Source organism: Pseudomonas sp. CMR5c (assembly GCF_003850545.1).
GTDB lineage: Bacteria > Pseudomonadota > Gammaproteobacteria > Pseudomonadales > Pseudomonadaceae > Aquipseudomonas > Aquipseudomonas piscis.
The window spans coordinates 4,146,213-4,169,055 of the sequence record NZ_CP027705.1 but is presented as its reverse complement, the minus strand read 5'-3'; the positions used below and the strand labels follow the sequence as shown (position 1 = coordinate 4,169,055).

Annotated in this window: 16 protein-coding genes; 7 read left to right on the top strand and 9 right to left on the bottom strand. The window is 66.2% G+C overall.

From position 1 onward, the window contains the following. Positions 1-22: 22 nt before the first annotated feature. The 5 genes from C4K40_RS19080 to poxB all read right to left on the bottom strand — a co-directional run bounded on the left by C4K40_RS19080 (position 23) and on the right by poxB (position 6,905). The gene (locus C4K40_RS19080) at positions 23-1,726 is read right to left on the bottom strand and encodes an NAD(P)/FAD-dependent oxidoreductase (protein ID WP_053131109.1); all 1,704 of its coding nucleotides are present in this window, start codon (positions 1,724-1,726) and stop codon (positions 23-25) included. Between the two features lie 42 nt (positions 1,727-1,768). Then, positions 1,769-2,854, bottom strand: a complete 1,086-nt coding sequence (locus C4K40_RS19075; RefSeq protein ID WP_053131106.1) for a monodechloroaminopyrrolnitrin synthase PrnB family protein — start codon at positions 2,852-2,854, stop codon at positions 1,769-1,771. Then, positions 2,854-4,470 carry a tryptophan halogenase family protein gene (locus C4K40_RS19070; RefSeq protein ID WP_053131104.1) on the bottom strand — a complete coding sequence of 539 codons (1,617 nt, stop codon included), beginning with the start codon at positions 4,468-4,470 and terminating at the stop codon, positions 2,854-2,856. The genes C4K40_RS19075 and C4K40_RS19070 overlap by 1 nt, the downstream gene beginning before the upstream one ends. A 519-nt stretch (positions 4,471-4,989) precedes the next feature. Next, positions 4,990-5,139 carry a hypothetical protein gene (locus tag C4K40_RS31590; RefSeq protein WP_022639369.1) on the bottom strand — a complete coding sequence of 50 codons (150 nt, stop codon included), beginning with the start codon at positions 5,137-5,139 and terminating at the stop codon, positions 4,990-4,992. A 20-nt stretch (positions 5,140-5,159) separates the two neighbouring features. Continuing rightward, positions 5,160-6,905: a ubiquinone-dependent pyruvate dehydrogenase gene (gene poxB, locus C4K40_RS19065; RefSeq protein WP_022639368.1), complete on the bottom strand. Its 1,746-nt coding sequence runs from the start codon at positions 6,903-6,905 to the stop codon at positions 5,160-5,162. Between the two features lie 138 nt (positions 6,906-7,043). Here poxB and C4K40_RS19060 point away from each other — a divergent pair, with 138 nt between their 5' ends. Together C4K40_RS19060 and C4K40_RS19055 are read left to right on the top strand one after the other, a co-directional pair. Further along, entirely contained in the window at positions 7,044-7,994 is a 951-nt protein-coding gene (locus C4K40_RS19060) for a helix-turn-helix transcriptional regulator (protein WP_053131101.1), read from the top strand. Between the two features lie 141 nt (positions 7,995-8,135). Continuing rightward, complete coding sequence (locus C4K40_RS19055) at positions 8,136-10,343, top strand: TonB-dependent siderophore receptor (RefSeq protein ID WP_053131098.1); 2,208 nt, start codon at positions 8,136-8,138, stop codon at positions 10,341-10,343. 30 nt (positions 10,344-10,373) lie between these two features. Here C4K40_RS19055 and C4K40_RS19050 read toward each other — a convergent pair whose 3' ends face one another. From C4K40_RS19050 to C4K40_RS19035, 4 genes are all read right to left on the bottom strand, one after another. Further along, on the bottom strand, positions 10,374-11,423 hold the full coding sequence (locus C4K40_RS19050; RefSeq protein ID WP_053131095.1) for an FAD-binding oxidoreductase: 1,050 nt from the start codon (positions 11,421-11,423) through the stop codon (positions 10,374-10,376). A 19-nt stretch (positions 11,424-11,442) separates the two neighbouring features. Beyond that, positions 11,443-11,640: a hypothetical protein gene (locus C4K40_RS19045; protein WP_053131092.1), complete on the bottom strand. Its 198-nt coding sequence runs from the start codon at positions 11,638-11,640 to the stop codon at positions 11,443-11,445. Positions 11,641-11,787: 147 nt separating this feature from the next. Further along, the gene (locus tag C4K40_RS19040) at positions 11,788-13,329 is read right to left on the bottom strand and encodes an MFS transporter (protein ID WP_053131089.1); all 1,542 of its coding nucleotides are present in this window, start codon (positions 13,327-13,329) and stop codon (positions 11,788-11,790) included. Further along, complete coding sequence (locus tag C4K40_RS19035; protein ID WP_022644396.1) at positions 13,326-13,823, bottom strand: heme-binding protein; 498 nt, start codon at positions 13,821-13,823, stop codon at positions 13,326-13,328. The genes C4K40_RS19040 and C4K40_RS19035 overlap by 4 nt, the downstream gene beginning before the upstream one ends. 103 nt (positions 13,824-13,926) lie before the next feature. On the opposite strand from C4K40_RS19035, the gene C4K40_RS19030 reads away from it, so the two are divergent. From C4K40_RS19030 to C4K40_RS19010, 5 genes are all read left to right on the top strand, one after another. Beyond that, a complete protein-coding gene (locus tag C4K40_RS19030) occupies positions 13,927-14,802 on the top strand; it encodes a LysR family transcriptional regulator (protein ID WP_022644397.1) in 876 nt (291 codons plus the stop codon). 495 nt (positions 14,803-15,297) lie between these two features. Continuing rightward, positions 15,298-16,866: a TerC family protein gene (locus C4K40_RS19025; protein ID WP_022644398.1), complete on the top strand. Its 1,569-nt coding sequence runs from the start codon at positions 15,298-15,300 to the stop codon at positions 16,864-16,866. Positions 16,867-17,156: 290 nt separating this feature from the next. Further along, on the top strand, positions 17,157-19,268 hold the full coding sequence (locus C4K40_RS19020; RefSeq protein WP_053131087.1) for a peptidase domain-containing ABC transporter: 2,112 nt from the start codon (positions 17,157-17,159) through the stop codon (positions 19,266-19,268). Next, entirely contained in the window at positions 19,265-20,650 is a 1,386-nt protein-coding gene (locus C4K40_RS19015) for an HlyD family type I secretion periplasmic adaptor subunit (RefSeq protein ID WP_053131084.1), read from the top strand. The genes C4K40_RS19020 and C4K40_RS19015 overlap by 4 nt, the downstream gene beginning before the upstream one ends. Positions 20,651-20,652: 2 nt before the next feature. After that, positions 20,653-22,794, top strand: a complete 2,142-nt coding sequence (locus C4K40_RS19010; protein WP_053131081.1) for a type I secretion system permease/ATPase — start codon at positions 20,653-20,655, stop codon at positions 22,792-22,794. The last annotated feature ends 49 nt before the right edge of the window (positions 22,795-22,843 follow it).

Below are 22,843 nucleotides of genomic sequence, written 5' to 3'. Positions count from 1 at the left end.
GCGTTATGTCGTCCTCGGCCGGCTACTTCTTCAGAACCAGGCCGATGCGGGTCGTGACGTACGCCTTGAGCAGCGCGAACATCGGGTTGTAGTCGAAGTACTTTTTCACCTCTGCCGGGGCTCTGGTCTGCGTCCAGTACATCAGCTTCATCGCTGGTATCAGGCTGTACTTGGAGTTGTTGAGCTGCGGCTTGTCACCGGTGATGCAGTACCCGAAGCCGAACATCGGCTTGGCGAAGTCTCGTTCGTCGATGAGGGCGTGGATCCGCACCGCGGCCTCTGCAGCCGACTGGTTCCCGGCGCTCACTGCCTCGACCTCGGCCTTGGCGTCGTTGAACAACTGGTAGTACTCCTCCATGTCCGCGCACAGGTACCCAAGGTACGGGGGGTCGTTGTCGAGGTGATCCAGGTCGCCCTCATCGCGCGAGGTGCGAAACCGCGCGTGGGCTTGCACGAGCCGGAACTGCCCGAGGATCGTGCCGACCGCCCACAGCCTGTGGAATGCATCCCATAGACGGAAGTCCGAGAACGCCGTGTAGCAGCAGCTGACGAAGTCGTCGTTGTGGTCCAGCAGCTTTTGCTGCAGGCGCTCGATGTACTCGAAGCGCTCGGGGGCGAAGTCATCGTCGCGTAGCGCCTTGATAAGGCGCGCCGCGAGCGCGTGGATGGTCACCGCGGTGTTCTCCAGGCCCCGGGAGAACAGCGGGTCGATGAACCCGTTCGCGTGCAGCATCAGGCAGTAGCGGTCGCCGATGCAGGCGGTCGACGAGAACTGCAGGCGGTCGGTCCTGACCCAGTCGCGCACCGGCACGGCGTCCTGGAACTGAGCCGCGATGCTCGGGAACCGCGCGAGGAACTCGGCGAATTCTTGCTGCGCGCTGATGTCCGTTTTCGGGTAGATACGCGGGTCGAGCTGCAGGCCGACACTCACCAGGTTATTGGTCGAGCGCGCGTGGTTGTTGAACGGAATCACCCAGAGCCAGCCGCCCGTGAACATGTGGTGCAAGGTCCCCTCGTGCCAGCGCCAGCGCTGCCCCTTGACCTTGAAGATGTCGTCGAACGGCTTGACCCCGAGCATGTGCGTGTAGAGGCTGCGCGAGTGCGTCTTGAAGCGACACGGTTCTTCGCGAAGCTTGAACTTGGTCGCCAGCGGTGCGCGAGGGCCTCCGCAGTCGATCATGTACCGGCCGGTGAACCGTTCGCCCTCGGCGGTGGTCACCGCGACGCCGTCTTTATCGGCGTGGTAGTCGGTCACGCTAGTCCTCTGGCGGACCTTGCAGCCGTATTTGATGGCGGCTTGCAACAAGTAGGCGTCGACGTCCTGCCGGTAGTAATGGCTCTCCGGTCCCCATGGCAGTTCGGGAATGACGCACTGCGTGAACTCCTTCGGGTCGTGCTCCTGGCCGGGTTTGTGGAACACGAATCCGAAGTTGCGCTTGATGCCCGTGCTCGACGAGACGTAACGCTGCGTCGAGTAGAACGACGTGATGTGGTCGAGCTCCGGAATGCCGTAGCGGTCAGCGATGATGCGGTTCATGAGAGACGTCTCGGGGATCGACGACTCGCCGATCGTGAACCGCGGGTGCGACGACTCCTCGATGATCAGCACGCGAAACTGTTTCTTGGCCAGGATGGCTCCCATCTGGGTGCCGGACATGCCCGAGCCGAGGATGATCACGTCGAAATGGTTGTTGTCGCGCCCGTTCTCGGGGCTCTTCTGAGTCATGGGGGCAAACTCTCCTTGCGAGATGAGACCTGGCTTTGCGCGTCAGGATTCGTCGAGCGCGGCGCGGATGCGCGAGCGCGCGGCACACGTGAGCGTGAGTAGATCAACGAGCATGCTGGGCGCGTACCCCCCGCTGCCGGTTGCGGGACCGCTTCGCCCGGCCTCGTACGCCCGTTCTGCCAACTTGAGGTGAGGCGCCCGGAAGCGCAGCAGGACCTTGAGCACCCGCTCCAGGGCTACCAGCCCAGCCCGGGCGGGCTCGTCTGGCGCACCGGCGGTTCGTGCTTCGTCGAGCGCGCGGTCCATGAGCGCCGGCCCCTCGGCGAACCGAGCGTAGACCGCCCGGTACGCGGGAAGCACGTAGGGCAGGTACGTCTCCTTGAATTCTCGATAGGCCTGGTCGTCGGTTTGCGAGCCCCACAGGACGTGCTCCAGCACGAACAGGGGCATTTCCACGGCACCGGGGCCGAGGTAGCTCTGGCCCCCGACCTGGATCGGATCGTAGAAGGGGCGCAGTTCATCGTAGAAGACCTGCGGTGAGATGAAGCGGTACGCGTAGACGATCGATTCGACCATTTTCTGCAGATAGGCTTCCAGCTCGGCGCACCCTTGCACGAACGCGGGCGAGCGCAGGGGCACATCGAACAGCTCGACGGTCAGCGCGATGGCCGCCTCCAGGGCCGCCATCGAGATGCGCACGCTCTCGAGCAGATGCGCTTCGTCGGGCAGCCCGGTGTAACTGCGCTGCGCGTCGGCCGCCGCAGGGTTCCAGACCGTCACATGCAGGAGCGTCTCGCGTGGTGGCATATCGGTCGCGCGAGCCAAGTCCAGCAGCACCTGTTCAAGCCCGGGCACCACGTCCGCAGGCTCGTGTCCGTGCCGCTTGAGCGACCCCAGGAAGAAGCCGATGTCCCGCATCGCGGCGGCGGCTTCGACGAAGCCCCAGCCGGAGGGCACGCCGCGCGTCGGGAGGAACTCGCGCAGCAGGCCGATGATGCCGGGCACGTCCTTGTTACGGTTCAGGCCCGGCAGTTGCAGCACCAGCGAGCGCGCCTGTAGCGGATCACAGGCGGCCACGGCAGCGTGGGTGGTGGCAAATGCGGATACCCGGTTCAAGGTGCGTTCCACTACCGGCCTTCCCGCGTCGCGAGCGTCGGCCCGCGCTGGTTGCCAGACACCTGCGCGTCGCCGTCACGCAGCGACCGCAGGTAGTCGTAGTTCGTCGGCAGGCTGCTCCGCAGGCGCTCGGCCTCGCGGCGGATGCTGGCGAACATCGCCTCGGCCTTTTCGATCGACTCGGGTCGGTGCTGCAAGAGCGGTAGCGACCGGTCGGGCAGCATGCCCAAGCCGGCAAAGATGCAGTAGTAGTTGCCGTTCAACCAGAAGTTCTTGAATTCGTAGTCGAAGGTCTCGTAGTACGTGGAATCGTCGAACGACGTGGTGGTCAGCGGCAGCCCCGCCTTGTAGCGCTGCACCTTCTCCTGGATGGCGTCCGAGAGCCGCAGTTCGTGCCGGTTCGCGAGCCAGAACGGCGTGTCTTCGCGCGACGTGGTGAAATAGTGCGCCTGGACGAAGTCTCGGCAGTCGTCAAACATGTAGACGATCTCGGCGTTGAATGCATCGCGCAACCGCGAGTCGAACGAGGTGTCGGGGAAGTGCTTCACAAGCTGGTAAAGCGAGGCGTAGATGAAGTAGATGCCCGTCGATTCCAGGGGCTCCAGAAAGCACGACGACAGCCCGATCGACACACAATTGTTGACCCACGCCCGCTTGTTGCGTCCGACCCGGAACTTGATCTGGTTGAGCGACTGATTGTCCGAGAGGTCCCAGAGTTTGAGGAAGTCGGCGGTAGCCTGGTCGCGTGAGGTGAACTTGCTCGAGAAGACGTAGCCGCTGCCGAACCGGCCCAGCATCGGAATCTTCCAGGTCCACCCCGAGTTCATGGCGATCGCCGAGGTGTACGGCTCGACCCCGTCACGCGCGTCGTCGTTGGGTACGGCGCTGGCGACCGCGCTGTCGCACAGCAGGTAGTCGGACATGTCGATGAAGGGCTCTTTCAGGGTCTGATTGATCAGGAGCCCCCGCATGCCGGAGCAGTCGATGAACAGGTCCGCCTCCAGCTTCCGCCCCCCCTTGGTCAACAAGGTGGAGATGTAGCCGCGGTCGTTCAACTGAACCTCCACGACCTCGTCGACCACGCGGTTGACCCCGCGCTCGACGGCCCAGCGCTTCAAGAAGTCGGCCACCAGGTGCGCATCGAAGTGCCACGCGTGGGACATCTGGCGGGTACCGTCGGGCAGGCACGGTGCCAGCTTGCCGTCGAGCGCCCCGGGCTGCGGGTAGCACGCGTACTCCATCGGTTGCTGGAAGCCCTGTTCGCGCTTGCGCAGCCAGTAGTGGGTAAGTGGCACGCCGTCGCAGTTCGGCACATTGCCGAACAAATGGTAGAAGTGATCGTCACGCGATGGGTCGGGAGATTTTCTCCAGTTCACGAACTTGATCGCGGCCTTGAACGCGCCGTTCACCTGGGGTATCCACTCCCGCTCCGGTATCCCGAGGAAGTCGAAGAACACCTTCTGCAAACTGGGGATAGTCGCCTCGCCCACGCCGATCCGGGGGATCGCCGCAGACTCGATGAGCGTAATGTCTACCTGCTGCTGGAGCGCCCGGACGAGGTACGAGGCGGCCATCCAGCCCGCAGTGCCGCCGCCCACGATGACGATATTCTTGATCGGCTTGTTCATAACGCTCCTTGTTTCCAGGCAGACGGTCTGTAGGGAGAGGAAGGCCGCCAGTCTCCGTGCATCCGTGCAAGAGGCACATCAATGTGCTTGTCGGATTAGACTCTAGACCGCAGGAAAAGCGATGCATCTTCCGTTTCCGAATTAGCCTTCCAAAAAGCAAAAGCATTTGATCTAAAGAAAGGTCTTGCGTGCTTTGCATGCGCCCAATCAGTCCGCCGCAGTACCCCTGCGCGAAGTGCGTGGCGTGATCATCCATGTGATGCACAGGAGCAAGCTCTTAGACGGTTGGTCGAACAGGCCGTCAGCGCAACGCGCCCTTGCGGGTCGTTGCGGTCAGCTGGTTATTGAAGTCGTTGGATGGAATCAGGAAAAGATCGCCAATGGGCGTTGCAGAAATGCTGCGCTGGGGAGCGGTGACGCATGAGGCCGGCAGGTCGTGGATCCCGCCCCGGGCTTGATCCATGCGGGGCGGCTGCAAGCGAGATGGCTGGAGCGGATTCTGCTCGATGAGAAGAGCCCCTAGGCCGGCATCGGCGCCAACGCGCCGATGCCTGGGGCCGTGGTGATTTCTCCAACATCATCCTGGTGGATGCCATTGGCGCAATCTTCACCGATGCCCACCTCCAAGGTGGGTCCACCAGAGGCTGCGATGACACTGGACGGCGGCATTCCCCGGGTCCAGGCCCTGGCTAGGGGAGCCTGAACCAGCCGCCCTTGGGCCAGTTGGTCCGGGCCAGCTCCACCACCTCGTCGCCGCGCCCGCTCATCACCGCCTTGAGCATGTACAGGCTCATGCCCTTGGCCTGTTCCAGCTTGATCGCCGGTGGGATGACCAGTTCCTGGGTCGCGGTGACCACGTCCACCAGCACCGGGCCGTCATGTTCCAGGGCGGTGCGCAGGGCGCCTTCCAGGCCTGCGGAGTCTTCCACTCGCAGGCCGAGGATACCCATGGCGTTGGCCATGGCGGCGAAGTCCGGGTTGTGCAGGTCGGTGCCGGTGTCCAGGTAGCCGGCGGACTTCATCTCCATGGCGACGAAGCCCAGGGCCGCGTTGTCGTAGACGATGATCTTCACCGGCAGCTTGAGCTGGACCAGGGAAATGAAGTCCCCCATGAGCATGCTGAAGCCACCGTCGCCGGCCAGGGCAATGACTTGGCGTGCGGGGCAGGCGGCCTGGGCGCCGATGGCCTGGGGCATGGCGTTGGCCATGGAGCCGTGGTTGAACGAGCCCAGCAGGCGCCGCTGGCCGTTCATCTTCAGGTAGCGCGCGGCCCATACCGTGGGTGTGCCGACATCGGCGGTGAAGATCGCATCGGCGTCCGCCAGTTCGCTGACCAGTTGGGTGAGGTACTGCGGGTGTACCGGCCGTCCAGCTGCCGCGGGCCGGGCCAGTTCGTCCAGGCCCTGGCGGGCCTTGGCGTAGTGCTCCAGGGAGGTTTCCAGGAAGCTCCGGTCGCCCTGGTAGGGCAGGCGTGGCAGCAAGGCGGCGAGGGTCTCGCTGACGTCGCCGACCACGCCCAGGTCCAGCGGCACTCGCCGGCCCAGGGCTTGTGGGTCGCGGTCGATCTGGATCACGCAGGCGTCCGTCGGATAGAACTGGCGATAGGGGAAGTCGCTGCCCAGTATCACCAGGGTGTCGCAGTTGAGCATGGCGTGATAACCGGAGCTGAAGCCGATCAGCCCGGTCATGCCGACATCGAAGGGGTTGTCCCATTCCACATGCTCCTTGCCGCGCAGAGCGTGCACCACCGGCGCGCCCAAGGCATCGGCCAGGGCCACGACCTGGTCGTGGGCACCGGCACAACCGCTGCCGCAGAGCAGGGTCACGGCCTGGCGATGGCTGAGCAATTCCACCAGGCGGTCCAGATCATGGGGCGCTGGTAGGGTGCGTGGGGCGTGTAACGGTGGCCATGGCTTGCTGGCCGTCGGCACCTGCTGCAAGGCCACGTCCCCGGGGATCACCACCACGGCCACGCCGCGCTCGAGGATCGCACTGCGCATGGCCCGGTGCAGCACCTCGGGCATCTGCGCCGGGTGGCTCACCAGTTCGACGAAGTGGCTGCACTCCTTGAACAGTTCCTGGGGGTGGGTTTCCTGGAAATAATCCAGGCCGATCTCCGAGGACGGGATCTGTGCGGCGATGGCCAGCACCGGCACCCGGCTGCGGTGGCAGTCGAACAGGCCGTTGATCAAGTGCAGGTTGCCCGGGCCACAACTGCCGGCGCACACCGCCAGCTGGCCGGTGATCGCCGCTTCGGCGCCAGCGGCGAAGGCTGCCACTTCCTCGTGGCGCACGTGCATCCATTGGATGCTTTGCATGCTCTGCAGGGCGTCGGTGAGGCCGTTGAGGCTGTCACCGGTCAGGCCCCAGATGCGTTTGACCCCGGCTTGTTCGAGGGTCTGGGCCAGTTGTCGGGCAATGCTGATGTTCGCCATGGAGTTCTCCTGCCGTGGGATGGGAAATCGTCGCGATCAACAGGGGACAGCGGGCGAGGGCGGATGATTCCATGAAGATATGCGAATGAGAATTAATGCTAATATCGTCGCCCGATTTACTCTCTGCGAGCGCCGGCCTTGCATCCGACCCCTCAACTGGACCAACGCTACTACCTGCGGGACTTCCGTCAGCTTGGCGAACGCTATGCCGTGCGCTACAGCCTGCCCGGAGCAGGGAACGAGGATGACGCTGCCTGCCTGATGCAGGGGCGTATCACCGAGCATCGCCTGCCTGGCGGCCTGGTCCTGGTGAGCTCCGACGTGCTGGCGTTCCACAGCTACCGGGCCGACTCGTTGCGCATGCCGTGCCTGAGCCTGGCGCTGGTGCTCGAAGGACATGCGGCGCTGAGTTTCACCCATGACCAGGCGTTGCTCGCCGGTCACTGCGTCACGACCCTGTGCGCCGACGGCCGGCCCATGTCGGCCGTGCATTTCGCCGGGACGCGGTTGCGCGGTCTGAACCTGGCCCTCAACGCCCCGGAGGATCTGCCCGACGCGCAATTGGCGCAGTTGCTGCACAACGCCCTGCGCGGGAACGGTTCACGAATGCACTGCGGGCCGTTGCCGGTGCACCTGCGCCAGGCCATCGCCGACCTGCTCGGCGGGCGTTGGCATGGCAGCCTGCAGGCCCTGTTGTGCGAAGGCGTGGCCTTGCAACTGCTGGCCCATGCCCTGGCCGGGCTGGAAGCCGATGCTGAGCGGGCCGGCAGCTTGAGCCCGCGGGATCGGCAATTGCTGGAGCGGGTTCGCGAGCGCCTGCACCAGGCTCCGGGCGAGGAGCACTCGCTCGGTGAGCTGGCGCAGTTGGCCTGCATGAGCAGCAGTTCGCTGCGCAGCAAGTTCCGCCAGGCCTATGGGCAGACGGTCTTCGGCTACCTGCGCGAGCGGCGCCTGGAGGTCGCCCATGCGCAGTTGCAACAAGGCTGGTCGGTGCAGCAGGCGGCGCATTTCGTGGGTTATCGCCATGCCAGCAATTTCGCCACGGCGTTTCGCCAGCGCTTCGGCGTGGCCCCCGGCAGCTGTGGTTGAAGGCCCGCGACGGCTTGGCGGCGCTTATCCGTGTCGAACCCGGCAGCGCCCATAACATCCTCGGCATCTGGCAAAACCTGGACGGGATATGGATGTGAATAATGCGCATCCGACAATAGTATTCATCGGATAACCATTCCTATGTATTGCCCAGACTCCCGCGCTTTCCCGCGTCGTGCCCATTGCCTGCCCGCCGCCGTGTTCGGTGGCTTGCTGGTGTCCCTCTCGGCTTCGGCCGAAGAACCTGACCGCCGCTCCAGGTCGAACGCTTCATTGGTGCTACCCACGCTGAAAGTGCAGGGGGAGCAGGAACTGGGCGAGACTACCGAGGACTCCGGTAGCTATACCACCGGCGCCATGTCCACGGCCATCGGCCTGCCGCTGTCGATCCGCGAGACCCCGCAATCGGTCAGCGTCGTCACCCGCCAGCGCATCGAGGACCAGGGCCTGGCCACCACCGCCGAGATCCTGGCCAGCGCCCCGGGGATTTCCTATACCCGCAGCGACAGCAATCGCCTGGCGTTTTCCGCTCGGGGTTTCGCCATCGACAACTTCCAGTTCGACGGCCTGGCATCGCCCATCAACAACCTGTGGAACTTCGGTGCCACCGACATGGACTCGGCCATCTACGACCGGGTGGAAATCGTGCGCGGTTCCACGGGGCTGCTGACCGGCGCCGGCAACCCTTCGGCAGCGGTGAATTTCGTGCGTAAAAAGCCGCTGGCGGATTTCGCCATCAGCGGCTCGGCCGGCGCCGGACGCTGGGGGGAGCGGCGCGGTGATTTCGATCTGTCGCTGCCCCTGGCGGCGGATGGGAGGGTGGCGGCGCGGCTGGTGGCGGCCTACTCGGAAAAAGACAGCTACGTGAACTATCTGGAAAACGACTCACGCACGCTCTATGGGGTGATCAGCGCCGAGCTGAGCCCCAGCACCCGGCTGACCACCAGCCTGGAATACCAGCGCAACCGGGTGCGGGGCATGGGCAGTGGTTTCCCCTTGTTCTACAGCGATGGCTCGCGCACCGACTTCGGCCGTTCGACCGCCAACAACACCCGCTGGAGCCGGACCGGCAGTGAGTCCACTACGGCCTTCGTCGACCTGGAGCACACCCTGGACAACGACTGGAAACTGCGTACGGCCTACAGCCGTTACGAGGGTGGCTATGACATGCACTCGCTGTTTCGCGGTGGTTTTCCGGACCGCACCAGCGGCCTGGGGATGCGGGTCAATTTCCTCAACTACGACGGCGAACGCAGCCGCGATACCTGGCATGTGACGGCCAGCGGGCCGTTCCAGTTGCTGGGGCGCGGGCACGAGCTGGGCCTGGGCTGGATGAGCATCGACGATGACCTGAACATCGACCAGTACCAGCCCGCTGGCAGAACCCCGGCCCTGGGCAGCTTCACCGACTGGCGCAACGGCCGGATCCCCGAGCCGGCGTGGTCACGCACCCGATCCTCGGGCGATGCCACCCATACCCGGCAGACCGGTGGCTACCTGGTGACCCGGCTGTCCCTGGCCGACCCGTTGCACTTGATCCTCGGGGCGCGGATCAGCGACTGGCGGATCGACCAGAACTACTACGGCGCCCAGCGCCAGTACCGCTACAAGAATGAAGTCACGCCCTATGCGGGGCTGATCTACGACATCGATTCCACCTACAGCGCCTACGCCAGCTACACCAGCATCTTCAACCAGCAGAACGCCCGTGGCGCCAACGGCAGCATCCTCGATCCGGTGACTGGCGACAGCTACGAGGTAGGGCTCAAGGCGGCCTACCTGGAGGGGCGGCTCAACGCCGCGCTGGCGGTCTACCGCACCCAGCAGGAAGGGCTGGCCGAAGCCATCCCCGGGGTGAACGTGCAAGGGCGGCCCAACGAGCAGGCTTACAAGGCCGGTACCGGGGCGCGGGTCGATGGTTTCGACCTGGACCTGAGTGGCCAGCTCAGCGATGCCTGGAACCTGTCCGCCAGCTATACCCACTTCATCGCCCGCAATGGCGATGGCCGGGCGATCAACACCGAGTTCCCCAGGACCCAGTTCAAGCTGTTCACCACCTATCGCCTCTGGGGCCCCCTCGAGCGTCTGACCCTGGGCGGCGGCACCACCTGGAACAGCCGCACCTCGCGCAACCGGGTGTCCAGCCCGCGGGGCCTGACCGATGTGGGCCAGGGCGCCTACGCCTTGACCAGCCTGATGGCGCGCTACCAGGTCAACGACAACCTGTCGGTCAGCGCCAACCTGGATAACCTGTTCGACAAGCGTTACTACGAGCAGCTGGGTTTCTACAGCCAGGGCTTGTGGGGCGAGCCGCGCAGCCTGCGCCTGAGTGCCAAGGCCAGCTTCTGACCTGCGCTCCGGCGCCGTTGGTGGCCTGGCTCAGAGGCCGAAACGGCTCGGGCGGCAGGGTTCGAGTTCCGCGCAGCTGTGACCCGAAAGCTCCTGGCTGACCAGGCGCCCGACGATCGGTGCCAGGGTCACCCCGGCGTGCATCACCGCCAGGTACAACCCGGGGTACTGGGCGAGCGGGCCGATGATCGGCACCTGGTCATCGGGCATCGGCCGCTGGCCTACTTCGACGCTGCGCAAGGTCACCGCCTCGGCACCACGCAGGGCCTGGCGGATGCTGGCCAGTGCTTGCTGGGCGATGGCCTCGGGCGTTGCGTCATCGAGGTGGTCCTCGGCTGCCAGCAGGCTGCCGTCAGGGGCTTCGCGCACCTCCAGCTGGTCGTTGGATATCAGAGTCTTGACCAGCCCCCGGGGGGCGTCCAGGCGTAGCAGGATCGATGGCGAAGCGTGCATGGGCAGTTCGATGCCCAGCGACTCCAGCAGGGCCGGGGTGCCGCAGCCGGTGGCCAGTACCAGGTGGTCGGCCTGATAGACCCCGGCGGCGGTGGTCACGCCGATCCCTTGCTGGCCTTCTACTTGCAGCTCCAGCACCGAGACTTGGGTCAGCACTTGCGCGCCATGGGCGCGGGCGCCTTCGAGCAGGCACAGGGTGGTGGCCACCGGGTCGAGGCTGCCTTCGCCGGGGGCGAACTGCGCGCGTTCCGGTACGGCCTGCAGGTTGGGCTCGAGTTGGGCGATCCGCTGGCGATCGAGCCACTGGCGCGTCGACCCGCAGGGCATTGCGGTGGGTTGCATGGCGTTCGCCTGGTAATAGCACAGCGCGCCGGACCAGTTGATCCGCAGGCCCGGCAGCTCCTGCTCCAGGCGCCGGTATTCGGTCAGCGCCTGTTCGCGCAGGGGCTTCACGGGGCTGGGGTATTCCCCGTGGGGGTTGATCCAGGCGAAGGAGTGGCGCGTGACGCCCGAGCCGGGGGTGTCCTGCTCCAGGACGGTCACCTGGGCGCCCTGGCGGGCCAGGTGGTAGGCGATGGCGGCGCCGACGATCCCGGCGCCCAGCACTATTACCCGTGGATGCTGCATAGCTACCTCGAAGATGTGGTCAGTGGCGGCGCTGGCGTTCGATCAGGGCCTGGGCATGCTGGATCCAGGCGTCCTTGCAATCGCTGTAGGCATGGGAGTCGTCCGGATGCAGGGCCTGGGCGATCTGCCGCGCCTGTTCGGCCCGTTGCGGGTCATGGGGCAGCAGCTCGACCTTGAGCGGGGCCGGAGAGGGAGCAGCAGGTGATTCGCGGTGCATGGCCAAGGTGTCTCCTGACGGTGAAGCCGATTGCAGGGCGCACCTTAACCGTGGGTTCGCAGCCCCGGCAATTGGCTCAATGTTATGAAATTGCAAACGCCTCCCGGGTGCCGGCCAGGTGCTGGCCAGGCTCCTGGAGGGCGCTGCCTAGCGGCTTTCCATGGCCAGGCCCCGGGCCTGCGGCAAGGGGTTGCGCATCAGCCGTCCCACCACCAGCGCCCCCAGCAGGGCCAGGCCGCCAGCCACCGCCAGGACCAGGCCGAAGCCACCGGTGAAGGCCTGCAGGGCCAGGGGCTCGACCAGGGGACGGGCACTCTCGGGCAACCCGGCCAGGGCACCTTGCATGTCGCCGGCCACCACCCGCGAGGCGATCTCCGGGGCCTGGGCCAACCAGGGCCCGGGGACCTGTTGCAAATTGCCTTGCAGCAGTTGCCGGGTGTGGTTGCCCAACAGTGCGCCGAACACGCCGATGGCCAGCATGATGGCGCTGAAGCGCATGGTGGTGCTCAGCCCCGAGGCCATGCCGGTACGTTCCCGGGGGACGCAGGCCATGATGTTCTTCTGCGTATCGCCGTTGAGCAGGCCGGCTCCGGCCCCGGTCACCGCGATCGCCAGGGCGAAGGCCGAGTAGCCGCCGACCTGCACGGCCCAGGCGCTGAGCAGGTTGCCGCTGCCCACCAGGGCCAGCCCGGCGGCCATCAGCGTGGCGGGCGGATAGCGCCCGGCCAGGCGTGCGCCGATCCGCGGGCAGACCAGCATGGTCAAGGCGAAGGGCAGCATGCCCAGCCCCGAGGCGATGGCCGAGAAGCCCAGGCCGTTCTGCAGGTAGAACGGCAGCAGGGTCATCATCACCTGGGCGCAGCCGGCGTAGGCGAACATGCCCAGCAAGGCGCCGATGAAGCGTGGATGGCGCAACAGCTGCAAGTCCACCATGGGCCTTTGTTGCAGGCGCTCGACCAGCACGAACAGGCCCAGCAGCGCCAACCCGGCCAGCAGGCGCAGGACAGTAGCCGGATGGCCCCAGCCGATGCGGTTGGCCTCGATCAGGCCCCAGATCAGGCACAGCAGGCTGGCGCTGAACACCAGGCTGCCCCAGGGATCCAGGCGCGCCGCCCGGGTATCGCGGGATTCCGGCACCTGGCGCATGACGCACCAGAGCAGCAGGGCGCCCACCGGCAAGTTGAAGTAGAAGATCCAGCGCCAGCCCAGGTACTGGGTGATCAGGCCGCCGATCGTCGGCGCGGTGGTCATCGCCAAGCCCATGCAGCCGCCCCAGAAGGCCCAGGCCCTGGCGCGTTCCGTTTCGTCGTGAAAGACATGGCCGATGGTCGCCAGGGCCGAGGTCAGCAGCAGCGCCGCGCCTATTCCCTTGAGTGCCCGCGCCAGGTCCAGCAGCAGGGCCGTGGGCGCGGCGCCGCAGCCCACGGAGGCGAGGATGAACAAACCCAGGCCGCAGAGCAGGGTGCGCTTGCGGCCAAAGCGGTCGGCCAGGCTGCCGGCCGGGAGCAGCAGGGCGGCGAAGGCCAGCATGTAGGCGCTGACCACCCATTCGATATCGGCGAAGTCGGCGCCCAGGTCCCGGGCGATGCTGGGCAGCGCCACGGCGACGATGTTGGTGTCCAGGATGATCAGCGAGCAGACACCGGAGGCGGTCAGCAGGGTCAGGCGCGGGTTGCCGGAGGTGCTCATGGCGCACTCTGCCGGCCAAGGCTGGCCAGGGCCGCGAGGGCGATTTCATCATCGTGGGCCGGGGTGTCGGCGCTGACCCCGATGGCGCCCACCACCTGGCCCTCGAGCACGATCGGCTGGGCGCCTTTCATCATCAGCAGGCCGGCACTGAGGGCCGCCGGGCGCCCGCCGTTGATGGCGTTTTCCAGATCGCCCGAGGGGCGGCGAAACAACGCCGAGGTGCGCGCCTTGCCCTGGGCCAGTTCGATCCCGGCGACCACCGGCGCGCCATCCATGCGTGCGCCCAGAACCGGCCAGCCGCCGTCGTCGACTATCACCACGGCACAGGGCCAACCCTTGGCCCGGGCGGTTTCCTGGGCGGCCTTGAGCAGGTCCTGGGCTCGGTCCAGGGTAAGGATTGCCTTGTGGGCAACGGACGCTTGGGTTTCTGCCGCTACCGCCCCTTGCAGGCTGCAGCAGGTGATCATGGCCAGAAGCAGGGGTTTGACGCGCATGGCATGGGCTCTCTAGTGTGGAGGTCCTGGGAGCTTATCCCGGCCATTGGCGCAGTTCGTTAGCCTCTGGCGGCAAGTTCATTACCTTTTGGCTAACGCATCCATGGACATCCGACACTTTCGCTATTTCCTGGCGGTGGCGCGCCAGCGCAACTTCACCCGGGCCGCCGAGCAACTGGGCATCGCGCCACCGACCCTGAGCCGGCAAATCCAGGACATGGAGCAGGCCCTGGGCACGCGGCTGTTCCTGCGCCAGCAGCGCGAGGTCAGCCTTACCGAGGCCGGCGCCACCTTGCTGCTGGAGGCCGAGGCCACGGTACGCCAGTTCGAGCTGGCGCAGCGCAACGCCCAGCGCGCCGGCCGCGGCGAGATCGGCCATATCGAGCTGGGCTACGTGGCCTCGGCGGTGTACTCGGGGGTGCTGCAAAAACAGGTGCAGGAGTTCGTCCGCGACTGCCCGGATGTCAGCCTCAATGTGCGCGAGTGTCCCATGCCCACCTTGCCGGCGCGGATCGCCGACGGTCGCCTGGACATCGGCTACATCCGTTCGCCCATGACCTTGCCGGAAGGGGTGGAGGCGATCCGCCTGGAGGCCGAGGGTTTCGTCCTGGCGTTGCCGGCGCAGTCCTGGCTGTGCCGCCTGCCGCAGATCGCCTGCGAGCACCTGCTCAATGAAACCTTCATCCTGCCGGAACAGATCAACGGCACCTTGCAGGTGGCGGCTGAGGGCGGCTACGCCCCCAAGCTCGGTGTACAGCCCGGTGGCCTGGTGGCAGTGCTGGCCCTGGTATCCCTGGGGCAGGGTGTCGCCGTGGTGCCGGAGTCGGTGGTGGGCCACCTGAGCCTGCCCCATGTCCTGTACCGACCTATCCTGGGTAGCTCGGCTTCTTCCTGGCTGTCGCTGGTCCATCGGCGTTTCGAGCAGGCCCCGGCGGTGACTCGCTACATCGAGCAAGTGCGCCGCGAATACCGCCGCTGACCGCCACTTCGGCAATCGCTCTGTCCCGGTAAATCCTCGTGTAGCCGCTGCCGAGCTTGCGAGGCTCTACACGGGCGCGTAGCGGCCGCAGCGTTGTATCAAGCTAATTGCGGACCCCATTCGGGCGGCTCGTACCGAGCCGTGCGCAGCCTGGGGCAGTGGCTACACCAAGCGCGCTGGGAGGCGGATAAAATCTTGTAATGATTTGCCGCTGGGGCTGCGAGGCCCATGCCTTGTAATCTCCAAATCCGTTTTTTCACTCAGGATATGCATGAACACGCTCTCGGAGCCTCCCAATCGGCGCTCTCATTTCGCTTTCCCCCCTGACTTCCCACGTCATCCCGCCCTCCTGAGGCGCAGGCGTTCAGGCCGCCACAGCAGTGGCCGTGCTTATCCGGCATCCGCCGTTCCCCATCTTTGCCAGCCCGTCCCCAAGGCCCTGCGCCTTGGCGTCTTGTCGCGCCTGGCCGCCTGAGTTTTCCGGAGACCTACGTTATGGAATGGATCGCAGACCCCACGGCCTGGCTCGGCCTCTTGACCCTGATCGTCCTGGAGCTGGTGCTGGGCATAGACAACCTGGTGTTCATCGCCATCCTCGCCGACAAGCTGCCACCCCATCAGCGCGATCGTGCGCGGATCATCGGCCTGTCCCTGGCGTTGCTGATGCGCCTGGGCCTGTTGGCGAGCATCTCCTGGATGGTGACCCTGACCCAGCCGTTGTTCGAGGTATGGGGCAAGAGCTTCTCGGGCCGTGACTTGATCCTGCTGTTCGGTGGTGTGTTCCTGTTGTTCAAGGCCACCATGGAGTTGCACGAGCGCCTTGAGGGCCATGTCAGCCAGCGGGCCAGCAGCGCCGGTTATGCGCTGTTCTGGCCCATCGTGGCGCAGATCGTGGTGCTCGATGCGGTGTTCTCCCTGGACGCGGTGATCACCGCCGTGGGCATGGTCGATGAGCTGGCGGTGATGATGATCGCGGTGGTGGTGTCCATCGGCGTGATGATCGTGGCCAGCAAGCCGCTGACCCGCTTCGTCAACAGCCACCCGACGGTGATCATGCTGTGCCTGGGCTTCTTGATGATGATCGGCTTCAGCCTGACCGCCGAAGGCCTGGGCTTCCACATTCCCAAGGGCTACCTGTACGCGGCCATCGGTTTCTCGATCCTGATCGAACTGTTCAACCAGATCGCCCGGGCCCGGCGCAAGAAGTCCATGCAGGGCCTGCGGCCGATGCGCGAGCGTACGGCCCACGCGGTGATGCGCCTGCTGGGCGGGCGCAAGCTGGCAGCGGAGGAGGTGGGCGAGGATATCGCCGACCTGGTGGAAGGCGACGAGACGGCGCCCAACGAGCTGTTCGACCGCCGCGAGCGGGTGATGATCAGCGGCGTGCTGCAGCTGGCCGAACGCCCGATCCGCAGCCTGATGACGGTACGTGCCGACGTCGACTACATCGACCTGGCCGACGACGCCGAAAGCATCCGCGAGAAACTGATGCATTCGTCCTACTCACGCCTGCCGCTGATTCGCGACGGCGCGGTGGAGGAGCCGCTAGGCTTCGTGCACAAGAAGGAACTGCTCAAGGAGTACCTGGCCGGCAACCAGCCGAACCTTGCGCACCTGGCGCGGACCACGATCAACCTGCTGGACAGCTTCACGATCCTCAATGCCCTGGAGCAGATGCGCAAGGCCTCGACCCACATCGCCTTCGTGATCAACGAATTCGGCGATTTCGTCGGCGTCCTGAGCATGACCGACATCCTCGAGTCCATCGCTGGCGAGTTGCCTGACGCCAGCGAAATCGAAGGTCCGGACATCGTCGAGGAGCAGGGCGGGTTCCTGGTCAGCGGTGCCTTGAACCTGGCGCAGATCCGCCAGCGCACCGGCTTCGCCGCCGAGCCGACCGAGGACTACCAGACCCTGGCGGGGCTGGTCATGAGCCTGCTGGACCGCTTGCCGGTCAAGGGCGATTGCCTGGAGTGGCAAGGCTGGAGCCTCCAGGTGATGACGGTCGAGGAGCGGCGGGTGACCCGGGTGCGGATGCATCGGCAGGACCCGCCAGAGCCATGAGGTGACAGAGCCGGACGCGAGTCCGGCTTTTTTTTGCCCGGCCCATGCCTGGCATATGCCTGACCCCCGCTGCGCGCGCCTGTTCGACCCTCGAAAGCAGGCTTTGATTGCTTAAGTTTTGCTTGAAAGCTTTCAATCATGCGGCTGATTATCATTCCCGGATAGCTGCCGCAGACTGGCCTCGAATCTCCCTGTCCCCGTGTTCTTGCAGCCCGGGGTCTTGAAACGAGCGGTCTATGCCAGTCAATCCCCAAACCCCTGCATCGCCACTTCTTGGCGAACGTCCCGCGATGGCGCAGGCCGACGCCACGGATACCGTCCAGTGCGCCCTGGCCTGTTGCCAATTGCTGCTGCAACTGACCCAGGAGCGCGCGCCACGAGCCAGTGCCGCGGCAGGCGGGCACAACCTGCGCCAGGCGCTCAAGGGCTACGCTCGGGAGGCTGGCGTCGACCTGCGCCTGGAGCGCCTGGCACTCAAGCGCCTGACCCCGAAGATGCTGCCCCTGGTCTGGCGCGACCGCAGCGGCGCCTTCGTCCTGCTGGCCCGGCTTAGCGAAGCCCAGGCCCTGGTACAACGCCCGACTGTCCCGACCCCGCAAGTGCTCGAGCGCGCAGAGTTGGCCGAGGCCTGGAGCGGCGAGGTGATTCGCCTGCGCCAGGGGAGCCTGCGTTTCGACCTATCCTGGTTCGTGCCGGAACTGCTGCGCCACCGGCGGATACTCGGCGAAGTGTTGCTGTGTTCCCTGGTCTTGCAAGTGCTGGCCCTGGCGACTCCGTTGTTCTTCCAGGCGGTCATGGACAAGGTCATGGTGCACCGGGCGCTGTCGACCCTCGATGTGCTGGTGATGACCCTGGTGGCGGTCGGCCTGTTCGAGGTGCTGCTCAAGGGGTTGCGCGAATACCTCTCGGCGCACACCGCCAACCGCATCGACATTGGCCTCGGGGTCAAGCTGTTCCGCCATCTGCTGGGGCTGCCGCTGCTGTACTTCAAGCAGCGCCAGGTAGGCGCGATCATCACGCGGGTGCAGGAGCTGGACAGCATCCGCGAATTCCTCACCGGCTCCCTGCTGACCCTGTGCGTGGACGTGGCCTTCACCTTGGTGTTCTTCGCGGTGATGGCCTGGATCTCCTGGCCGCTGACCCTGCTGGTGCTGCTGACCCTGCCACTCTACGCACTCCTGGCCTGGGCCAGCACCGGCGCGCTGGAGAAGCGCATCGAGCAGCAGTTCTACAGCGCGGCGCGCAATAGCGCCTTTCTCAACGAGAGCGTGAGCAGCAGCGAAACCATCAAGAGCCTGGCGGTGGAGCCGCGCATGCAAAGGCGCTGGGAGGCGCAGACGGCGCAGATGGTCGAGGCCGGGTTTGCCAGCCAGACCCTGGGTAGCGCCATCAGCCAGGTGGTGACGTTGTTGCAGAAGGTCACGGCGGTGGCGGTGATCTGCTGGGGAGCGAGCAAGGTCATCGACCTGCAGATGACCATCGGCCAATTGATCGCCTTCAACATGATGCTGTCCCACGTCAGCCAGCCGGTGGCCAAGCTGATCGAGGTCTGGCAGCAGTTCGTCCGCGTCCGGGTATCGGTGGACAAGCTGGGCGACATGCTCAACCTGCCGGTGGAGCAGGCCGAGGGCGATCGACGCCCGGCACAGGCCCTGCGCGGCGAGGTACGGATCGAGCGCCTCGCGTTCCGCTATCGCCCGGAACTGGAGCTGGTGCTGCGGGGCCTGGACTTGCACATCGCCGCCGGCCAGACCCTGGGCATCGTCGGGCCGTCCGGTTCTGGCAAGAGCACGCTCACCCGCCTGCTGCAAAAACTCTACACCCCGGACGCCGGGCGCATCCTGATCGATGGTGTACCGCTGCAGCAGTTGCAGCCGGCCTGGTTGCGCAGCCAGATCGGCGTGGTGCTGCAGGAAAACTACCTGTTCAACCGCAGCGTGCGGCACAACATCGCCCTGCGCCAGCCAACCGCGTCCCTGGAGAGCGTGATCGAGGCGGCGCGCCTGGCCGGTGCCCACGAGTTCATCCTGCGCCTGCCCCTGGGCTACGACACGGTACTGGCCGAAGCCGGCAGCTCGCTGTCCGGCGGCCAGCGGCAACGCATCGCCATCGCCCGGGCACTGATGGGCGACCCGCGGCTGCTGATCTTCGACGAGGCCACCAGCGCCCTGGACGACGAATCCCAGGCGCTGATCCAGGACAACATGGCGCGCATCGCAAAGGGGCGCACGGTGATCATCATTGCCCACCGCCTGTCCGCGGTACGCCATTGCCAGCGGATCATCGCCCTGGAGCACGGGCGCATTAGCGAATCGGGCAACCATCAGCAATTGCTCGCCAACGGTGGTTGCTATGCGCGCTTGTGGGCGCTGCAACAGGCGCTGCGCAAGGAGGGCGAATGATGCAAGGCCTGCTGACTGCCTGGCGGCGCGCCTGGCAACTGTTGCGCGCGGCCCCGGCCCTGGTGCAACGCAGCCGCGACGAATACGAATTCCAGCCCGGTTACCTGGAGATCGTCGAACGCCCACCCGCACCCTGGGCGCGAGGCACGGCCCTGCTGCTGATCCTGAGCATCGCCCTGGCCCTGGGCTGGGCCATCCTCGGTTTCCTCGACATCCACGCCAGTGCCGCCGGGCGCCTGATGGTCTCCAGCTACACCAAGGTGATCCAGGCCCACGAAGCCGGCGAAGTCCGCGCGATCCACGTACGCGATGGGCAACGGGTCAAGGCCGGCGACGTGCTGGTGGCGCTCAACCCCATCGGCATCGATGCCGAGCTCGGCGAGTTGCGTGCGCAATTGGCCTTCAAGCGCCTGGAGCTGGCCCGGGCCCGCGCCTTGCTGAGCGAGGACCCGCTGGCTAGCTACCAGCCACCTGCGGGCCTGGACGCCGAGCAGGTCGCGGCGGCGCGACAACAGTTGGCCAGCAGCTGGAAGGAGATCCGCGCCAACCTCGACAGCCTCAATGCCGAGATCGCCATCAACCAGGCCAGCCAACGGGCCCGCAACAGCGAGATCGCCGCTCTGGGCAAGCTGGCCGGCAACGTGCGCCGGCGCCTCGATGCGCGTCGGGCGATGGCCGCCGAACAGTTGATGCCCCGGGTCGAGTTGCTCGAACAGGAAAAGGAACAGCTGGAGGTCGAGCGCTCCCTGGCCCAGCAGCATGCCGAGCTGCAGGTGCTCAAGGCCCAGGCGCAGAACCGCCGGGAACAGCGCGACAGTTTCCTGGCCCGGACCCAGCGCGAACAGCACGAGTTGCTCAACCGCAGCCGCCAGGATGTCGCCGTGCTCGAGCAGCAGTTGATCCGTGGCCGCGACCGGCAGCGCCTGCAGACCCTGCTGGCGCCGGTGGACGGTGTGGTCCAGCAGCTGGCGGTACACACCCTGGGCGGCGCGGTGCAGCCGGCGCAGCAACTCTTGGTGATAGTGCCCGAAGGCGCCGAGCTGGACGCCGAGGTCATGGTGCTGAACAAGGACGTCGGTTTCGTCAGGGCCGGCCAGCCGGTGGAGCTCAAGGTCGACGCCTTCCCCTACACCCGCTACGGCACCCTGCGCGGCACGGTGGAGCATGTTTCCGGCGACGCCATCAAGGATGAACAGCAGGGCCTGGTGTTCCCGACTCGTATCCGCCTGGCGCGCGAGACGCTGGCCAAGGGACAACAGCCCATGCCCCTGCAAGCCGGGATGAGCGTCACGGGTGAGATCCGCACCGGCGAACGGCGGGTGATCAACTACCTGCTGGGGCCGATCCGCGAGTACCAGTCCGAAGCGTTGCGGGAGCGTTGAGCATGAGCACAGCCTTCGATCCCGCCGCCGAACAGGCGCCGACGATGCTCGATACTGGCCTGCATGCGTTGGCTTGGGCCGCCAGGCGATTCGACCTGAGCATCAGCGTGGCGCAGTTGCAGCACCGCCTGGGCCGGGTCGAGGGTCTGGCCGACAGCCTCGACCTGCGACGTTGCGCCGGTTGGATCGGCCTGCGGGCACGGGCGGTGCACAGCCACCTGGGGCGCCTGCACAACCTGCCGTTGCCGGCATTGCTGGAGACCACCCGGGGCTGGGCGGTGCTGGACGCGGTGGACGGTGACCGGCTGCGGCTGTTCTGGCCGTTGCAGGGGCAGTGCCAGAGCCTGTCCGGCGAGGAGCTTGCCGGGCTCTGGCATGGCCGGGTACTGCTGCTGGCCGAGCGGCATGTCGAGCCCCGGACCCAGGGTTTCGGAGTCGGCTGGTTCCTGCCGTCGATCCTCAAGCACGCACGGCAGTTTCGCAGCGTGTTGCTGGTCTCGCTGATGCTGCAACTGGTGGCGCTGGTCACGCCGTTGCTGTTCGAGAACATCATCGACCGGGTCCTGGTCAGCCGCGGTATGTCCAGCCTGCAAGTGCTGGGCATCGCCATGCTGGCCCTGGCGCTGTTCGAGCCGCTGTTCGGCCTGCTGCGTTCCTGGCTGTTCAGCAACGTGGCGAGCAAGATCAACGCCGAGTTGTCCGCGCGCCTGTACCAGCACCTGGTCCAGCTGCCACTGGGATACTTCCAGGGCCGGCAGACCGGCGAGATCATCGCCCGGGTCGGCGAAATGCAGCAGGTCCGCCAGTTCCTCACCGGCTCGTCCCTGACCCTGGTGCTGGACCTGGCTTTCTGCGGGCTGTTCATCGCCGTGATGTACGCCTATGCGCCGCTGCTGACCTGGGTGGTGGTGGGCTCCCTGGCCCTGTATTTCCTGTTCTGGTTGTGCGTGGGGCCCTTGTTGCGCAGCCGGGCCCTGCGGGAGTACGAGCTGAACGCGGCCAACACGGCATTTCTCACCGAGGCCGTGACCGGCATCGAGACCATCAAGACCGGGGCTATCGAGAGCGGCTTCCAGCAGCAGTGGCAACGGCAACTGGCGGCCTATGTGCGCGCGGCGTTCCACACCCGCATCGTCGGTATCTGGGCCGGGCAGGGCATTGGCCTGATCCAGAAGCTGTGTTCCGCGCTGCTGTTGTGGTGGGGGGTGATGCTGGTGCTGGACGGGCGGTTGAGCCCGGGGCAACTGGTGGCCTTCAACATGCTGGCCGGGCATGTGGTGGAGCCGATCCTGCGCCTGGCCCAGGTCTGGCAGGACTTCCAGCACACGCTGATTTCCCTGCGGCGCCTGGGCGACATCCTCGACACCGAATGCGAGAGCGGCAGCGGCGGCCTGGCCTCGGTGCCGGCGTTGCAGGGCGCGGTGAAGTTCCAGGGCGTGCGCTTTCGCTATGAGGACGACGGCCAGGAGATCCTGCGCAACCTCGACCTGGAGATCCGCCCGGGGGAGTTCGTCGGCGTCACCGGGCCTTCCGGTTCCGGCAAGTCGACCCTGACCCGTCTGTTGCAGCGGCTCTACGTGCCACAGCACGGCCAGGTGCTGGTGGACGGCATCGACCTGGCCATCGCCGACCCGGTGGCCCTGCGTCGCAACATGAGCGTGGTGCTCCAGGAGAGCGTGCTGTTCGCCGGCAGCGTGGCCGAGAACATCCGCCTGTGCCGGCCCCAGGCCAGCGATGCCGAGGTCCGGCACGCGGCCAGCCTGGCGGGCGCGGCCGATTTCATCGAGGCCCTGGCCCAGGGCTACGAGACCCAGGTCGGCGAGCGGGGCGGCCAGTTGTCCGGCGGCCAGCGCCAGCGCATCGCCCTGGCCCGGGCCTTGTTGGGCAACCCCGGGATCTTGTTGCTGGACGAGGCCACCAGCGCCCTGGACTACGAGTCGGAAGCCGCGGTGATAGCCAACCTGCGAGACATCGCCCGCGGCCGCACGGTGATCAGCGTGGCCCATCGCCTCAATACCCTGCGCCACGCCGACCGCATCCTGGTCATCGACCAGGGGCGGGTACTCGAACAGGGCACCCATGAACAACTGCTCGCCCTGGATGGCCTGTACGCCCGGCAATGGGCCTTGCAGATGAACGATTGATTCCACCGACGGCAGGAGGGCTCACCAACCAGCCATGTCTCCCCACCCC

Excerpts from the sequence above, each read along its gene's own strand:
- C4K40_RS19040 (WP_053131089.1), bottom strand. The coding sequence starts at position 13,329 with ATGAGCACCTCCGGCAACCCGCGCCTGACCCTGCTGACCGCCTCCGGT.
- C4K40_RS19030 (WP_022644397.1), top strand. The coding sequence starts at position 13,927 with ATGGACATCCGACACTTTCGCTATTTCCTGGCGGTGGCGCGCCAGCGC.
- C4K40_RS19015 (WP_053131084.1), top strand. The coding sequence starts at position 19,265 with ATGATGCAAGGCCTGCTGACTGCCTGGCGGCGCGCCTGGCAACTGTTG.
- C4K40_RS19050 (WP_053131095.1), bottom strand. The coding sequence starts at position 11,423 with ATGCAGCATCCACGGGTAATAGTGCTGGGCGCCGGGATCGTCGGCGCC.
- C4K40_RS19025 (WP_022644398.1), top strand. The coding sequence starts at position 15,298 with ATGGAATGGATCGCAGACCCCACGGCCTGGCTCGGCCTCTTGACCCTG.
- C4K40_RS31590 (WP_022639369.1), bottom strand. The coding sequence starts at position 5,139 with ATGCCGCCGTCCAGTGTCATCGCAGCCTCTGGTGGACCCACCTTGGAG.
- C4K40_RS19070 (WP_053131104.1), bottom strand. The coding sequence starts at position 4,470 with ATGAACAAGCCGATCAAGAATATCGTCATCGTGGGCGGCGGCACTGCG.
- C4K40_RS19045 (WP_053131092.1), bottom strand. The coding sequence starts at position 11,640 with ATGCACCGCGAATCACCTGCTGCTCCCTCTCCGGCCCCGCTCAAGGTC.
- C4K40_RS19020 (WP_053131087.1), top strand. The coding sequence starts at position 17,157 with ATGGCGCAGGCCGACGCCACGGATACCGTCCAGTGCGCCCTGGCCTGT.
- C4K40_RS19010 (WP_053131081.1), top strand. The coding sequence starts at position 20,653 with ATGAGCACAGCCTTCGATCCCGCCGCCGAACAGGCGCCGACGATGCTC.
- C4K40_RS19055 (WP_053131098.1), top strand. The coding sequence starts at position 8,136 with ATGTATTGCCCAGACTCCCGCGCTTTCCCGCGTCGTGCCCATTGCCTG.
- poxB (WP_022639368.1), bottom strand. The coding sequence starts at position 6,905 with ATGGCGAACATCAGCATTGCCCGACAACTGGCCCAGACCCTCGAACAA.
- C4K40_RS19035 (WP_022644396.1), bottom strand. The coding sequence starts at position 13,823 with ATGCGCGTCAAACCCCTGCTTCTGGCCATGATCACCTGCTGCAGCCTG.
- C4K40_RS19080 (WP_053131109.1), bottom strand. The coding sequence starts at position 1,726 with ATGACTCAGAAGAGCCCCGAGAACGGGCGCGACAACAACCATTTCGAC.